The organism is Halorubrum sp. ARQ200 (assembly GCF_005435115.1).
GTDB classification, from domain to species: Archaea; Halobacteriota; Halobacteria; order Halobacteriales; family Haloferacaceae; genus Halorubrum; species Halorubrum tropicale.
In genome coordinates this window covers 36693-52469 of the sequence record NZ_SGTZ01000016.1, presented here as the reverse complement: position 1 = coordinate 52469, position 15777 = coordinate 36693, and the positions used below count along the sequence as shown (strand labels likewise).

14 protein-coding genes and 2 tRNA genes are annotated in these 15777 nt (G+C 69.4%); 13 read left to right on the top strand and 3 right to left on the bottom strand.

Translation table 11 applies throughout. The features are described 5' to 3' along the window. Positions 1 to 160: 160 nt before the first annotated feature. From EXE50_RS15370 to EXE50_RS15355, 4 genes are read left to right on the top strand one after another with little or no spacing between them, the layout of a single operon-like run. Positions 161 to 1156, top strand: a complete 996-nt coding sequence (locus tag EXE50_RS15370) for an ABC transporter permease (RefSeq protein ID WP_255410388.1) — start codon at positions 161 to 163, stop codon at positions 1154 to 1156. Then, positions 1156 to 2142 carry an ABC transporter permease gene (locus EXE50_RS15365; protein WP_137705482.1) on the top strand — a complete coding sequence of 329 codons (987 nt, stop codon included), beginning with the start codon at positions 1156 to 1158 and terminating at the stop codon, positions 2140 to 2142. Before EXE50_RS15370 ends, EXE50_RS15365 begins: the two co-directional genes overlap by 1 nt. A gap of 1 nt (position 2143) precedes the next feature. Further along, a complete protein-coding gene (locus EXE50_RS15360) occupies positions 2144 to 3265 on the top strand; it encodes an ABC transporter ATP-binding protein (protein WP_137705481.1) in 1122 nt (373 codons plus the stop codon). After that, positions 3262 to 4626, top strand: a complete 1365-nt coding sequence (locus tag EXE50_RS15355) for an ABC transporter ATP-binding protein (protein ID WP_137705480.1) — start codon at positions 3262 to 3264, stop codon at positions 4624 to 4626. The genes EXE50_RS15360 and EXE50_RS15355 overlap by 4 nt, the downstream gene beginning before the upstream one ends. Before the next feature lie 64 nt (positions 4627 to 4690). On the opposite strand, the gene EXE50_RS15350 is transcribed toward EXE50_RS15355, so the two are convergent. From EXE50_RS15350 to EXE50_RS15340, 3 genes are all read right to left on the bottom strand, one after another. Next, a complete protein-coding gene (locus tag EXE50_RS15350; RefSeq protein WP_137705479.1) occupies positions 4691 to 5188 on the bottom strand; it encodes a hypothetical protein in 498 nt (165 codons plus the stop codon). Positions 5189 to 5256: 68 nt separating this feature from the next. After that, on the bottom strand, positions 5257 to 5634 hold the full coding sequence (locus EXE50_RS15345) for a dihydroneopterin aldolase family protein (RefSeq protein WP_137705478.1): 378 nt from the start codon (positions 5632 to 5634) through the stop codon (positions 5257 to 5259). Positions 5635 to 5699: 65 nt separating this feature from the next. After that, entirely contained in the window at positions 5700 to 6932 is a 1233-nt protein-coding gene (locus tag EXE50_RS15340) for an LEA type 2 family protein (protein WP_137705477.1), read from the bottom strand. A 108-nt stretch (positions 6933 to 7040) separates the two neighbouring features. On the opposite strand from EXE50_RS15340, the gene EXE50_RS15335 reads away from it, so the two are divergent. From EXE50_RS15335 to EXE50_RS15300, 9 genes are all read left to right on the top strand, one after another. Beyond that, on the top strand, positions 7041 to 8360 hold the full coding sequence (locus EXE50_RS15335; RefSeq protein ID WP_121601007.1) for an amidohydrolase: 1320 nt from the start codon (positions 7041 to 7043) through the stop codon (positions 8358 to 8360). A gap of 567 nt (positions 8361 to 8927) precedes the next feature. Further along, complete coding sequence (locus EXE50_RS15330) at positions 8928 to 10136, top strand: hypothetical protein (protein ID WP_137705476.1); 1209 nt, start codon at positions 8928 to 8930, stop codon at positions 10134 to 10136. 123 nt (positions 10137 to 10259) lie between these two features. Continuing rightward, positions 10260 to 11549, top strand: coding sequence for an adenosylhomocysteinase (locus EXE50_RS15325; RefSeq protein ID WP_053770212.1), 1290 nt, complete (start codon positions 10260 to 10262; stop codon positions 11547 to 11549). A 73-nt stretch (positions 11550 to 11622) separates the two neighbouring features. Further along, positions 11623 to 11772, top strand: coding sequence for a hypothetical protein (locus tag EXE50_RS17535; RefSeq protein ID WP_017341828.1), 150 nt, complete (start codon positions 11623 to 11625; stop codon positions 11770 to 11772). 89 nt (positions 11773 to 11861) lie between these two features. Beyond that, a complete protein-coding gene (gene nucS, locus EXE50_RS15320; protein WP_053770213.1) occupies positions 11862 to 12614 on the top strand; it encodes an endonuclease NucS in 753 nt (250 codons plus the stop codon). Positions 12615 to 12742: 128 nt separating this feature from the next. Continuing rightward, positions 12743 to 13273, top strand: a complete 531-nt coding sequence (locus EXE50_RS15315; RefSeq protein ID WP_053770214.1) for a 50S ribosomal protein L16 — start codon at positions 12743 to 12745, stop codon at positions 13271 to 13273. A 138-nt stretch (positions 13274 to 13411) separates the two neighbouring features. After that, the gene (locus EXE50_RS15310) at positions 13412 to 15466 is read left to right on the top strand and encodes a DEAD/DEAH box helicase (protein ID WP_121601011.1); all 2055 of its coding nucleotides are present in this window, start codon (positions 13412 to 13414) and stop codon (positions 15464 to 15466) included. Between the two features lie 73 nt (positions 15467 to 15539). Next, positions 15540 to 15610, top strand: a tRNA-Pro gene (locus EXE50_RS15305). A gap of 76 nt (positions 15611 to 15686) precedes the next feature. Continuing rightward, positions 15687 to 15760, top strand: a tRNA-Phe gene (locus tag EXE50_RS15300). The last annotated feature ends 17 nt before the right edge of the window (positions 15761 to 15777 follow it).

Here is a 15777-nt window from a genome sequence, read left to right as displayed (position 1 = left end):
GGTCCGCGCCCGGGTCGGAATCGAGACGTAAACGCGGCCCTTCGGGGCGGTCGGCGACGGGGCCGGCCGCCCGCTCGCGGCGCCGAATTGGTGCCTCGGCGGGAGCGAAACGGATAAGCGACAGCAAAAACCGAATCGAAGCAACGAGGAATCCACGACAGTGAGTTTACTTCGGTACACACTCCGGCGGTTCGCACAGGCGATACCCGTACTGATAGGTATCGTGACGATAACCTTCTTCCTGGCAAACCAGATCCCCGGCGACCCGGTCGACATCATGCTCGGGCCGACGCCGGCCCAGGAGCAGGTCGAGGCGATCCGCGCCCGGTACGGCCTGGACCGACCGATACACGTGCGGTACTTCGCGTACCTGAGCAGCGTCGCGACGGGCGATCTCGGCCTCAGTATCTACTACGACCGCCCCGTCCTCGAGATGATCATCCTCCGGCTCCCGGTCACGCTGCTGCTCATGCTGTCCGCGTTCGCGTTCGCCATCGTCACGGCCATCCCGCTCGGCGTGATCTCGGCGAAGCGGCGGAACGAGCCGGCCGACCACGTCTCCCGCATCATCTCGCTGATCGGCGTCTCGACCCCGTCGTTCTGGATCGGGCTGGTGTTGATCATCGTCTTCGCGTTCCACCTCGGGTGGTTCCCCGCGCGGGGGCTCGTCCTCCCGTGGGAGAGCCCGGCGAACGTCCGCGGGGCGGCGACGCAGGTGGAGGTGATACGCCAGTCGGCGCATCACCTCTTCCTGCCGATGATCGGGCTCGGAACGCTTCAGATGGCGCAGATCACCAGGATCGAGCGTTCGTCGATGGTCGACTCGCTCCAGGGCGAGTACGTGAAGCTCGCCCGCGCGTACGGCGTGCCCGAGTCGACGATCGTCCGCAAGCACGCGTTCCAGGTGGCGCAGCTGCCGGTGATCACCATCATCGGGCTCGGGCTCTCGACCGCGCTCGGCGGCGCCGTCCTCACGGAGACCGTCTTCGGGATCCAGGGGATGGGGAGACTGATCATCACGGCGATCCAGAACCAGGACTACCAGCTGATCATGGGGACGACGCTCGTGTTCGGGTTCGTCTACGTGATCGGCGTGATCGTCACGGACATCACGTACAGCTACCTCGACCCGCGGGTCACTTACGGTGACGAGTAATGTCTGTTAACAGCGCGACTTCGGACGACGACACGCCGGACGACGGGGACGAGAGCGGCGGGCCCGAGGAGGTCGAGGCCCGCGTCGGCCTGCGGTACACGCTCAAGCAGGTCAGACAGGACACGACGGCGCGGATCGGGACCTACATCGTCGGGTTCATGACCTTCGTCGCGATCTTCGCCGCGTTCGACTACTACGTCCTCGATTACGCGATCGCGGAGGCGGTGCTGTACAACCCCGAGGCCGACCCGGAGAACGTCCAGCGGCTCCTCCCGCCGGTCGGTATGGAGAACCAGTTCGGGCAGGGGATTATCGAACACCCGCTCGGCACCGACCACCGCGGTCGCGACCTGCTCTCCCGGACCATCTACGGGACGCGGATCGCGATGACGGTCGGGTTCCTCGCGACCGCCATCGGCCTCGGCGGCGGCACCGTCATCGGCGCCGTCTCCGGCTACTACGGCGGCTGGGTCGACGACGTGCTCCAGCGCGTCACCGAGACCATCTACGCGATCCCGTTCCTCGTGCTGGTCATCGCGTTCATGACCGCGTTCGGGCGGGACCTCACGTTCGCGATGATCGGCGTCGGGATCACGGCGGTCCCGGTGTTCAACCGGCTCATCCGGTCTCGCGTCGTCTCCATCCGCGAGGAGGACTACGTCGAGGCCGCCCGGGCCGCGGGGGTCAAAGACCGGAACATCATCTTCCGGCACATCATCCCCAACAGCTTCGCGCCGGTGCTGGTCCAGGCGACGCTCCAGGTCGGCGTGAGCATCCTCATCGTCGCCGGCCTCTCGTTCCTCGGCTTCGGCGCGCAGCCGCCGACGCCGTCGTGGGGGCAGATGCTGTCCGCCTCGCGCGGCTACATGCTCCCCGCGCCGACGTTCAGCATCTTCCCCGGCATCGCCATTCTGATCACCGTCATCGGCTTCAACATTCTCGGCGACGGCCTCCAGGACGCCCTCGATCCGCGGATCAACAACTGATATGAGCGAACCACTACTCAGCGTACGCGATCTCAAGACACAGTTCTTCACCGAAGACGGGACGGTCCGCGCCGTCGACGGCATCTCCTTCGACGTCAACGAGGGGGAGATCGTCGGGCTCGTCGGCGAGTCGGGCGCGGGCAAGTCAGTCGCGACCTCCAGTATCCTCCGGCTCGTGGACAGCCCCGGCGAGATCGTCGGCGGCGAGATCGAGTTCAAAGGCGAGACGATCTTCGGCCTCGAAGAGGGCGACGGCGGCGAGTTGCGCCCGCGCGACGAGATGCTCACCGAAGAGGAGATGCGGAAGCGGATCCGCGGCCGCGAGATCGCGATCATCTTCCAGGACCCGATGGAGTCGCTGAACCCCGTGTTCACCGTCGGGGGACAGCTCCGGGAGTTCATCGAGATCAACCGCGACCTCGGGGCACAGGAGGCGAAAGCGGAGGCGATCGACATGCTCAGAGAGGTGGGGATCCCGGCGCCGGAGTCCCGGTACGACGAGTACCCCCACCAGTTCTCCGGCGGGATGCGACAGCGCGTGCTGATCGCGATGGCGCTGGCCTGCCAGCCCGACCTGATCATCGCCGACGAGCCGACGACCGCGCTCGACGTGACGGTCGAAGGCGAGATCCTGGAGATGGTCAAGGAGCTTCAGGAGAAGTACGACACCTCGTTCATCTGGGTCACCCACGACATGAGCGTCGTCGCGGAGATCTGCGACCGGGTGAACGTGATGTACCTCGGCGAGATCATCGAGCAGGCGGAGGTGGACGACCTGTTCTACGACACGAAACACCCGTACACCTCGGCGCTGCTCAACTCGATGCCGCGGCCCGACCGGACGGTCGACGAGCTCAGGCCGATCCAGGGGGTGATGCCGGAGGCGATCGATCCGCCCTCGGGCTGTCGGTTCCACTCGCGGTGTCCCGAGGCCAGGGAGGTGTGCCGCGAGGTCCACCCCGAGCCGCGGGACCTGAGCGAGGCGGGCGAGCCGCCCCACACCGCGGCGTGCGTGAAACACGACGCGTTCGAGGTCGGCTACGACGAGAGCCCGGCGATCGAGACGGAGGCCACCGGCGGGTTCTCCGCCGGCCTCACCGAGACCGGGGGTGAGGCGGAATGAGCCGAGTCGGCCCGCCGGAGTCCGACCCCGAGGCGCTATTACAGGTCCGCGACCTCTGCAAGTACTTCGACAACGAGAGCGGCCTGCTGGCCGGCGTCGAGCTCGACGACGAGTTCCCGTACGTCTCGCGGTCGACCTCCGACGTGCGCGCCGTCGACGGCGTGAGCTTCGACATCAAGGAGGGGGAGACCCTCGGGCTCGTCGGCGAGTCCGGCTGCGGGAAGTCGACGCTGGCGCGCACCGTCCTCCGGCTGCTCGAACCGACGAGCGGGAGCGTCTACTTCCAGGGCGAGGACCTCGCCGAGCTGTCCGGCGAGCCGCTGCGGCGGATGCGGAAGGACATGCAGATGATCTTCCAGGACCCGCAGTCGTCGCTCGACCCCCGGATGAAGGTCGGCCCCATCGTCGAGGAGCCGATGAAGGCCCACGACATGCTCGACGAGGAGGGGCGGGAGGCCCGCGCCAAGGAGCTGTTAGAGAAGGTCGGGCTCGACCCGCAACACTACAACCGGTACCCGCACGCGTTCTCCGGCGGGCAGCGCCAGCGCGTGAACCTCGCGCGGGCGCTGTCGGTGAATCCGGACTTCATCGTCTGCGACGAGCCAGTGTCGGCGCTCGACGTGTCGATCCAGGCGCAGGTGCTCAACACGATGGAGGAGCTCCAAGCGGAGTTCGACCTCACGTACCTGTTCATCGCGCACGACCTGAGCGTCATCCGCCACATTTCCGACCGCGTGGCGGTGATGTACCTCGGAAACATCGTCGAGCTGGCCGACAAAGAGGAGCTGTTCGAGAACCCGAAGCACCCGTACACCCGGGCGCTGCTGGACGCCATCCCCGTCCCGGACCCCCGGAGCGGCGGGCGGACGGCGCTGCTGTCCGGCGACGTGCCGTCGCCGATCGACCCGCCCTCCGGCTGCCGGTTCCGGACGCGGTGCCCGGAGGTGATCCAGCCGGACGAGTACGACATGAGCGACGACGCCTGGCGGAACGTCATAGCGTTCCAGCGGGCGGTCGACCGCCGGGAGTTCGAGGAGACCGACCCCGACGCGCTCCGGTCGCGGTACTTCGCCGACGCGGCACCGAGCGGCGAGGCCGGCACCCTGCTCGACGAGGCGCTCGGGCACATCGAGCGCGACGAGTTCGACGAGGCCGAGCGGCTCCTCGTCGAACGGTTCGCGGACCGGAGCGTCTGCGCGACGACGACGCCGGCCTACGAGGTGCCGTCCGACCTCACCGACGGCCGTCACTACGCGGCGTGTCACCTGCGTCGCGACGAGGCGCTCGCGAGCGCCGTGGACGAGGCCGCGGCGGACGCCGCGGCTCCCCGCGGCGCGGAAGCGCCCGAAGCGGACGACTGAGCGCCGGCGGTCTTCGCCGGCCGCTCCGGGAGGGAACCTTCTTTCGGGAGCGCGAGTCGCCGGGCTATCGGATCCGGATCTGCGTGGCGTCCTCGTGGCGCTCGTCGGCGCCCGGGACCGGTACGAACACGGAGACCGTGTGGTCCCCGCGCTCGGCCCGGACGGACCGGTCGAGCCCGTCGTCGTCGGTGCGGCGGAACCGGCCGTTCCACGTGGCCGTCGCGCGCTTCGTCTCGCCGGCCCGGAGCGACAGCGACGAGCCCTCGCCGCGGACGTAGCGCCGCTCGTCGGTGGCCTCGACGACGCCGTCGACCGCCCACCCCCACAGGCGGCCGGTCGACGTGGGGACCTCGACCGGGACCGGGAGGCGGTTGCGGATCGCGACGGTGATCGCGACCGGCTCGTCGGGCGCGTACTCGGCGGCGTCGGTGCTGACCGTCACCTCGATCGCTCGCTGCGCCACCGACCGCGGCACGACGCGGCCGATGGCCTCGGAGAGGTAGTTCTTCGTCTCGTCGAAGCCGGTCCGGTCCGACTGGCTGTCGTGTCGTCTGTCGACCATGTGCGTCTCTGAAGGCGGGAACCCGGCGATGCCGGCGGCGTTCGGGTCGCGGTAGGCGCGTCGCGGTACTAAGCGTTCGGGTCCGCGGACTCCGACGACTCGCCGCCGTCGACCACGTCGACCAGTTTCATCAGGGGGTAGCCGTCCTCCATTTCCATCCGGGTGCGGACGGTGACGCCCGCGTACTCGATCCGCATCTCCACGTCCATCAGCGAGCCGGTGAGTTCGGTGTAGCCGTTCTCGTGGTCGACGGCGTCGGCGACGCGGTCGTCGTGGACCGTCACGTCGACCGCCTCGCAGTGCGGCTGGTTCTCGATGGCCTCCGCCATCGCCGCCTCCAGGCTCCGCGTGCTCGACGTGCTGACGGGCGTCCCGGCGAACTGGTGGTACAGCGAGCCGAACTTGATCCCCGCCTCGAAACACGCCTGCTGGGCGTCGGTTGCCATGGCGGAACGCGGCCGCGAGCGGGCAAGAAGGTTCGGACGGCGGCCGACGCGGGTCGGGCGCGCGGCTATCCGTCGGCGCTCAGCGGGAGCAGGCCGTCGTCGTCCCCGGACCCGTCGTCGCTGGTGTTGTCCCCGCTCGTGCCGTCGCCGGAACCGCCGTCGGTCGTGTCGTCGCCGCTCGTGTCTCCGCTCCCGTCGGTAGTGTTGTCGCCGTCATCGGTCGTCCCGTCGTCGCTCGCCGTCTCGTCGCCATCGGTCGCGGTTCCCCCGTCGTCGGAGCCGTCGTCACCGGACGAGCGGTCGGCGCTCGTTCCGTCTCCGCGATGGAGCCCCTCGTCGAAGATGTCCGTCTCGATCGTCTCCTCGTACGTCAGCGCGTCCAGCGGGACGGTGAACTCCTCGCCGGTCGGGAGCTCGACCACCGCGTAGAACTCGATCCGGAGGTCGCTCACCTGGTGGCCGTTGACGGACTCGTCGAGGTGGGTCACCCACCACTCGTCGAGGCGCTCGTTGCGGAGCGCGGCCGTGAGTTCGACCGTCTCGGAGCCGTGCGAGGGGATGACGTACTCCTCCTCGGTCGACCCGGAGCCCATCGCGACGCCGTTCATCGTCACGTCGTAGCCGATCTCGGTGACGACGTACGGTTCGAGGTTGGGGTTGTAGACGTCGAACTCCATCTCGATCGGCGTCTCGGCCTCGCTTACCGTTCCCCAGCGGCCGCGCGTCTCGTTGACGTAGAGGACCGGGTCGTCCACGAGCGGCGCGTCGGCGTTCAACGGGCGCGTCTCCTCGGACGCGAACGCGCCGATGAGGTCAGTCTCGATCTCGCGGGTGCGGGTGAGGTCCGCGCTCCGGCCGAGGAGGTCGGAGGTGACCGTCGCGTCGATCGCGACCGTCGTCCGCTCGCCGTTCCGGACGTGGCTGGTCCACCACGGCGGGATCGCGTCGTTCGCGAGGGCCGTCTCGAAGGCGATCGAGGAGTTGCCGGACGCGACGCCGATCCCCTCGCGGCCGCCGCGCGCCATCTCGACGTCGTTCATCGAGACGGTGTAGTTGACCGAGACGCCGTCGAGGCCGACGCCGACCGGGTTCGGGTTCGAGACGACGAGGTCGGTCTCGACGACCGTCGTCTCGGTCGTCACGTCGCCGAAGGAGTTGTTCACGGCGGCGACGCTGGGGACGCCGAGGACGCCGAGCGCGAACGCCCCGCCGACGGCGGCGGCGACGACGAGCAGTCCGACGAGCGCGACCCGCAGCTTGCCAGCGGTGAGCGCCGAGACGAGGCCGTTCAGAGCCATACGAGTGCGTTTCGATCGGCCGATAAAGGCGTGTCGCTCGGGGGGCGGGAGTCGGCGGGCGGGGAGGCGAACCGAAGGCGTTTGGTGCGGCGGGCGGAACGGGCGGACATGAACTACCTCCGCGTCACCGGCGGACGAGTGCTCCGGCCGGACGGCCGAGTCGAGCGGGCGGACGTCGCGGTCGACCGCGACGAGGGAACGGTCCGGGCCGTGGGGCCGCCGGACGAGGTGGACGAGGCGCTCGGCGGGGCGGCCGCCGAGACGCTCGACGCGTCGGGGTCGCTGGTGATGCCGGGGCTCGTCAACGCGCACACGCACGTCGCGATGACGCTGCTCCGCGGGTACGCGGACGACAAGCCGCTCGACCCGTGGCTCCGCGAGGACATCTGGCCGGCGGAGGCCGAACTGACGCCCGACGACATCGAGGCGGGCGCCGAGCTGGGCGTCCTAGAGATGATCCGGTCGGGCACGACCGCGTTCGCGGACATGTACTTCGCGATGGACCGCGTCGCCGACGTCGTCGACCGCGCGGGGCTGCGCGCGCGGCTCGGCCACGGCGTCGTGACCGTTGGGAAAGACGGCGCGGACGCACGCGCGGACGTCGCGGAGAGCCTCGCGGTCGCCCGTGACCTCGACGGCGCCGCGGACGGGCGGATCCGCACCGCGTTCATGCCGCACTCGCTGACGACGGTCGGCGAGGAGTTCCTCCGCGAGGGGGTCGCCGAGGCCAGGGCGGCGGGGGTCCCCGTCCACCTCCACGCGAACGAGACGACGGACGAGGTGGACCCCATCGTCGACGAGCGCGGGCAGCGACCGATCGCGTACGCCGACGACCTCGACGCGCTCGGCCCGGACGACTTCTTCGCGCACGGCGTCCACGTCGACGGCTCGGAGATCGACCGGCTCGCCGAGGCGGGGACCGCGGTGGTCCACTGCCCGGCCTCGAACATGAAGCTCGCGAGCGGGATGGCGCCGGTCCGGCGCCTGCGCGAGGCGGGCGTGACGGTCGCGCTCGGCACGGACGGGGCGGCCTCGAACAACGACCTGGACGTGTTCGACGAGATGCGCGACGCCGCGATGCTCGGGAAGCTGGCCGCGGACGACGCGAGCGCGGTCCCCGCGGCGGCGGTCGTGGAGATGGCGACGGCCGGCGGCGCGGACGCCTTGGGCCTCCCGGGCGGTCGGATCGAGGCGGGCGCCGCGGCCGACCTCGCGGTGGTCGACCTCGACGCCCCGCACCTGACGCCGGTCCACGACCCCGTCTCGCACCTCGCGTACGCGGCCCGCGGGAGCGACGTGCGCCACACGGTCTGCGACGGCGAGGTCCTCATGCGCGACCGCGAGGTGCTGACGCTGGACGCCGACGCGGTACAAGAGCGCGCCGCGGCCGCCGCGAACGGCCTCGTCGACCGGGTCGAGGGGAACTGAAACGGGCGAACACCCGCGCGAGAACGACACGGAGACGGTGGCGCGTGCCTTCGAGCGGCCGCCGACGGCGGCCGCGAGACAGCACGCGCGAGGGAGTCGCGAACGAAGTGAGCGACGAGGCTGGGGAGGCGTGAGGCGCGGGTGCGATGCTGTCGGGTGGGGCTCAAAGGGGCAGCCGTGAGGGCGGCGCAGGCGACGTAAGCACCGCAGCGAGTGAGCGGAGCGAACGAGCGAGGAGCGCAACGAGCGTGCGCCGCCCTCACGGCTGGGGCTTTGGAGGTTTTCGCTGCCGACCGATTATGCGTTGTTTATAAGAGAACAGCTAGGGATTCGGTCGTGGTTATCGTGACACTCCCTCTGGACGCGACTGCGTAATCGTATCGCGCACGAGCGGCGACCGACGCGCGTCCGGGCCCGAAACGGTCCGATCGCGCCCGAAACCGGCTCCCGACTCCCCGATCACCCGAAACAAACGGTACAGCGCCGTTAAGCCGAATACAAACCGAATTAAACCGCGTTAAGGGAGTTCGCTCTTTATGTGTGAACAGGGGATGGACCCGAGTGGACATGAGCGAACGCACGACAGCCATCCTACTGATCGCGGTCGTCGCGCTCGGCGCGATGACCGGCGTCGCGGCCGCCGACGGCCACCTCGAAGTGGCGGTCGACGACGCGGACGGCGAACCGACGGCCACGGTGACGGAGAACGGCACCGCGGTCGAGAACGCGACGGTCCTCGTCGAGGTGGTCGACGAGGAGAACGAGTCGTACGCGGGAGCGGGCGAGTACGAGACGGACGCGAACGGCACCGTCGAACTCCCCGCCGCCGAGGAGGACGTGACCGTCGAGGTGACGGCCGGCTCGGGTAACGACACCGCCTCGGCGACGGTCGACCTCGAGGCGCCCGACGGCCTCGAACTGGAGGTCGACAACACCGACGGCGAGCCCGTCGTCACGGTGACGAACGACGACGAGCCGGTCGCGAACGCTTCGGTCGTCGTCGCGCTCGCAGACGACGCGGACGAGAACGCCTCGTACGCGGGGACGGGCGAGTACGAGACCGACGAGAACGGCACCGTCGGACTCCCTGCCGCCGAGGAGGACGTGACGGTGAACGTCACGGCCGAGTACGAGAACGAGAGCGTCTCCGGGACGGTCGATCTGACCGTCGAAGAGGAGGACGACGAGTCCGAAGCGGGAACGCCGTTCGGCCAGCTCGTCCGGGAGTTCATCGAGGGGCTCGAAGACCGGGAGGGCGGCATCGGCGGCGCCGTCTCGGACTTCGTGACGGAGAACAACCCCGGTAACGCGCCGGACCACGCCGGCGGCCCCGGCGGCCCCGACGAGGCGGACGACGATGACGACGAGGCCGACAACGAGACCGACGCGCCCGGCAACGGCAACGCGCCCGAGGGCGTCGGCAACGGTCAGGGCGGCCCGCCGGACCACGCCGGGAACGGCGACGACGATGACGACGACGCGGACGAGACTGAGGAAGACGACGCGGACGAGGACGAGACCGAAGAAGACGACGCAGAGGAAAATGAGACCGAGGAAGACGACGCAGAGGAAAATGAGGCCGAGGAAGACGACGCAGAGGAAAATGAGGCCGAGGAAGACGACGCAGAGGAAAATGAGGCCGAGGAAGACGACGCAGAGGAAAATGAGGCCGAGGAAGACGACGAGGACGAGGAGGACGACGAAGAGGAAGCGGATGACGACGAAGGCGACGACGGCGGTCCGCCGGACCACGCCGGCGGCCCCGGTGGTAACTGACGGCTCGAACCGAGCGGCGAACTGACGGCCCGAACCGGTCGCCCTTCAGACGACGCGGGATTCTTTTCGCGGTCTCGGTCCGGTGTCGGCAGGGTTTAGTGCGCCGTGAGCGAAGCGATCGGTATGAGCGAGACCGCGTATCCGCCGGTGTCACAGCACCTCTCGGACGTCGATACGGCCCGAGAGGAGGGGCGCCGGAAGATGGACTGGGCGCTCCAGCACATGCCGATATTGAACGCCCTCCGCGAGGAGTTCGTCGACGAGCAGCCGCTCGCGGGCGAGACGATCGCGATGGCGATGCACGTAGAGGCGAAGACGGCGAACCTCGTCGAACTGCTCGCAGAGGGCGGCGCCGAGGTCGCGATCACCGGCTGTAACCCCCTCTCGACGCACGACGACGTGTCGGCCGCGCTCGACGCCCACGAGTCGATCACCTCCTACGCCGTGCGCGGCGTGGACGACGACGAGTACTACGACGCGATGCACGCCTGCATCGCCCACGAGCCGACCATCACCGTCGACGACGGGATGGACATGGTGAAGCTCGTCCACGAGGAGTACCCCGACCTGATCGACTCCATCGTCGGCGGCGCCGAGGAGACGACCACGGGCGTCGACCGCCTGCGCGCGATGGACGCCGACGGCGAGCTCCACTACCCCGTCTTCGCCGTGAACGACACGCCGATGAAACAGCTGTTCGACAACGTCCACGGCACGGGCGAGTCGTCGCTCGCGACCATCGCGATGACGACGAACCTCTCGTGGGCCGGGAAGGACGTCGTCGTCGGCGGCTACGGCCAGTGCGGCAAGGGCGTCGCCAAGAAGGCCGCCGGACAGAACGCGAACGTCATCGTCTGCGAGGTCGACCCCCGGAAGGCGCTCGAAGCGCACATGGAGGGGTACGAGGTGCTCCCCATGGCGGAGGCCGCGAAGAAGGGCGACGTGTTCATCACGACGACGGGCAACCGCGACGTGATCACCCGCGAGCACTTCGAAGAGATGAGCGACGGCGTCCTCCTCGCGAACGCCGGCCACTTCGACGTCGAGGTGAACCTCGGCGACCTCGCCGACCTCGCCGTCGACCGTTACGAGGTCCGCGACGGCGTCGAGGGGTTCGAGATGGAGGACGGCCGCGTCCTGAACGTCATCGCGGAGGGGCGGCTGGTCAACCTCGCCGCGCCCATCGCCCTCGGCCACCCGGTCGAGGTGATGGACCAGAGCTTCGGCGTTCAGGCGGTCGTCGTGCGCGAGCTGGCCGCGAACGGCGACGCGTACGACGCCGGCGTCCACGACGTGCCCGACGAGCTCGACCGCGAGGTCGCGGACATCAAGCTGGCCGCCGAGGGGGTCGAGTACGACGACCTCACCGACGAGCAGCGCGAGTACATGGGCAGCTGGGAACACGGGACCTGAGACGGCGCGGGACGCCCGGCGGCCGCCCAGCCGCCTTCGACCCGTTTTTGTGCCGCCCGACCGTACCGATCCCATGAACCTCACCGCGGTGTTACACGCCGGATTCGGCGTCTCGGTGCTGGCCGGAATCCTCGTCTCGGACACGACGCTTCGGATCGCCGCCTTCGCGCTCGGCGTCGTCCTCTTCGTCGCCGGTATCGTCGTCTCGCGGCGCGGCGACTGAGAGGGAGCGGACGCGCTGACGGTCCCGACCGAGCGGCTACGGCCCCCGGCGCGCGCCCTTTTTCACTCGGAACCGCCTACGACGCACCAGTGACAGTCACGAGCGTCCACGACCCGAGCCACCGCGAGGCCCTCTGGGAGCTGGAGGACGCCTTCGGACGCGGGGACCTCGTCAGCCTGTTCGGCCGCTGTACGGTCTCCTACGAGGGACGCGCGGCCTCTGACCTCGGCGCCGGCGACCGGCTGCTCGTGTTGAAGCCCGACGGCGCCGCCCTCGTCCACACCGACGAGGGGCGCCAGCCGGTCAACTGGCAGCCGCCGGGGTCGGAACACCACGCCGCGGTCCGAGAGGGGCGGCTCCGGGTGCGCTCGACCAGGAGCAACCCCGACGAGACCCTGACGGTCCGCTTTTCGGACGTTCACCAGCTCTCGGCGATGGCCGTCACGGGCGGGCGCGACCTCACCCTCCACGGCAGCGAGGAGGACCTCCGAACCCGGATCGTAGAGCGCCCCGAGCTCGTCGAACCCGGGTTCGAGCCCCGCGAGACCGAGCGCCCCTCCAGCGCCGGGCCGATGGACGTCTTCGGCGTCGACGCCGACGGGACGCCGGTCGTCGTCGAGCTGAAGCGCCGCCGGGTCGGCCCGGACGCCGTGGGACAGCTGGCGCGGTACGTGCGGGCGCTCCGCGAGGAACTGGGCGTCGGCGACGCGGGCGAGGCCGACGACGACTCCCCCGCGGTCCGCGGCATCCTGGTCGCGCCGTCGGTCACCGACCGGGCCGCGGAGCGGCTCGCGGACCGCGGGTTCGACCACGTCGCGCTCGAACCGACGCCCGAGGAGTGAGCCGAGCGGCGTGCCAACGCGGGACGCGATCGGGCCGAACGGCGGCGCTGACGCCCGCGGAGCCGACGAGGACGCCTCGCTATCGAAGGGTTTATCGCCGCAGCGAGGGCTACTTCGGACAAGTAGCCATGTCTGACAAACCCGCCTCCATGTATCGGACGATCGACAAGCCGTCGTACACCCGCCGCGAGTACATCACGGGCATCCCCGGCTCGAAGATCGCCCAGCACAACATGGGCGACCTCTCCGCGGAGCCGGACGACTACCCCGTCCAGATCAGCCTCCGCGTCGAGGAGGAGCTCCAGGTCCGACACGGCTCGCTCGAGAGCGCGCGCCTGTCGGCGAACCGCCACCTGATCAAGGAGCTCGGCGAGGGCAACTACAAGATGACCCTCCGCAAGTTCCCCCACCAGGTCATCCGGGAGAACAAGCAGGCGACCGGCGCCGGCGCGGACCGCGTCTCCGACGGCATGCGCCAGGCGTTCGGGAAGCCGGTCGGCACCGCCGCGCGGCTCGACAAGGACGACGTGATCTTCACCGCGTACTGCGACGTCGACCAGGCGCCCGTCGTGAAGGAGGCGTTCCGCCGCGCGTACAACAAGCTCTCGCCGCCGTGCCGGATCACGGTCGACCGCGGCGAGAAGCTCCTCGTCTCGTAACGACCCCCGACCGCCCCGTCCGTGAGGCGGGTTCTTCTCCGCGCGTTCGCGTGACGTAGCCGCGGGACTGCGCAGCCGTCCGGGGCGCCGCGCGGCGAGCCGAACTCCTGAAATACCTCGCTCGCGTACCGCACGGCAGTGTCACAGCAGCTGGCCGAGGTCGAGACGCTGTTCCTCCACGAGTCGCGGAGCGACTACACCGTGGTCGCGAACCGCGACGGCAAGCGCGTGCTCCGGGGGCGGCTCGAACTCAAGGAGACCTCCGCGGGCCCCCGCCCGGGGAAGTTCCGAGTGATCCGCGACGGCGAGGACCACCCCCGCCAGCCGGACGAGTTCGTCGACCTCGCGCGGGCGGCCGGCCGGATCCGCATCTCCGAGCAGACCACGCCCGAGAACCGGGCGCGGCTGAAGGAGATGCTGGACGGCTACCAGCTGGAGGCGACGGCGGTCCGGACCTGCCGGCGCTGCGCGAGCGACGGGCGGTACGGACCGATCACGAGCGAGGACGCGATCGAACACAACGGCGAGCTGATCTGCCGGGACTGTGCCCGCCGAGAGCTAGAGCGGGAGCTGTCGTACAAAGGCGAGTTCACGGGTGCGGCCGAGGAGCGCTTAGAGGAGCTGCTGTACGAGTCGGGCGACTTAGACCGGATCGTGAGCCTGCTTCAGGGCGGGCTCGACCCCGACCTCACGAAGTACGACGAGGTCTCGGCGAACGTCGACGACGTCTCGCCGGTGCGGACCGAGGACTTAGACCTCCATCCGGACCTCTCCGCGCACCTCCAGGGCCGGTTCGAGGAGCTGCTTCCGGTCCAGAGCCTCTCGGTGCGGAACGGGCTCTTGGACGGCGACGACCAGCTGGTCGTGAGCGCGACCGCGACGGGGAAGACCCTCGTCGGCGAGCTGACCGGGGTCGACCGCGCGCTGAAGGGCGACGGGAAGCTGCTCTTCCTGGTGCCGCTCGTCGCGCTCGCGAACCAGAAGCACGAGGACTTCGAGGACCGCTACGGCGACCTGCTCGACGTGTCGATCCGCGTCGGCTCCTCGCGGGTGAACGACGACGGCAACCGCTTCGACCCGAGCGCCGACGTGATCGTCGGCACCTACGAGGGAATCGACCACGCGCTCCGAACGGGGAAGGACCTCGGCGACGTGGGCACGGTCGTCATCGACGAGGTCCACACGCTGAAGGAGGGCGAGCGCGGCCACCGGCTCGACGGGCTCATCTCGCGGCTGAAGTACTACAGCGAAGAGCGGATGCGGACGCGTTCGGGATACGACGGCACGCAGTTCGTCTACCTCTCGGCGACCGTCGGGAACCCCGAGTGGCTCGCGGAGAAACTGCGGGCGACACTGATCGAGTACGAGGAGCGGCCCGTCCCCATCGAGCGCCACGTCACGTTCGCGGACGGCCGCGAGAAGGCGCAGATCGCCGACAAACTCGTGAAACGCGAGTTCGACACGAAGTCCTCGAAGGGGTACCGCGGGCAGACGATCATCTTCACGAACTCGCGGCGGCGCTGCCACGAGATCAGCCGGAAGCTGCGGTACGACTCCGCGCCGTACCACGCCGGCCTCGACTACGGGCGTCGGAAGAAGGTAGAACGCCAGTTCGGGAACCAGGACCTCTCCGCGGTCGTCACCACCGCGGCGCTGGCGGCCGGCGTCGACTTCCCGGCCTCGCAGGTGATCTTCGACTCGCTGGCGATGGGGATCGAGTGGCTCTCCGTGCAGGAGTTCTCGCAGATGCTCGGGCGCGCCGGGCGCCCCGACTACCACGACCGCGGCCGCGTCTACCTCCTCGTCGAGCCCGACGGCGTCTACCACGGCTCGATGGACCGCACCGAGGACGAGGTGGCGTTCACCCTCCTGAAAGGCGAGATGGAGGACGTGGCGACCCACTACGACGAGACCGCCGCGGCCGAGGAGACGCTCGCGAACGTCGTCGTCGCCGGCAAGAAGGCCAAGCGCCTCAACGACCGCATGATCGGCGAAGTCCCCACCAAGCACGCGCTCGGAAAGCTGTTGGAGTGGGAGTTCATCGACGGCTTCGAGCCGACGCCGCTCGGTCGGGGCGTCACCAGGCACTTCCTCGCGCCCGACGAGGCGTTCTTCATCCTCGACGCGGTCCGGAAGGGGACCGACCCCTACGACATCGTCGCCGACCTCGAACTGCGCGACGACGAGGAGTGAGGGCGGCCGCGGTCGACCGCGGCGCGGAGCGCAACGAAACCCTTTAGCGGCCGATGCGGGTAGATATAGGCGCGGGACCGTGGGTTAGTGGTATACTCCGGGCCTTGGGTGCCCGTGACCCCGGTTCGAATCCGGGCGGTCCCACTCCTGCGGCGCGCGATCGACCGACTGCGGTCTTTCGAAATCCTTTTGTTGGGAATCGGCGTTAGTCCGAGTGCGAGCCGCCTTAGCTCAGACTGGGAGAGCACTCGACTGAAGATCGAGCTGTCCCCCGTTCAAATCGGGGAGGCGGCATATTTCGAGACGGTGAG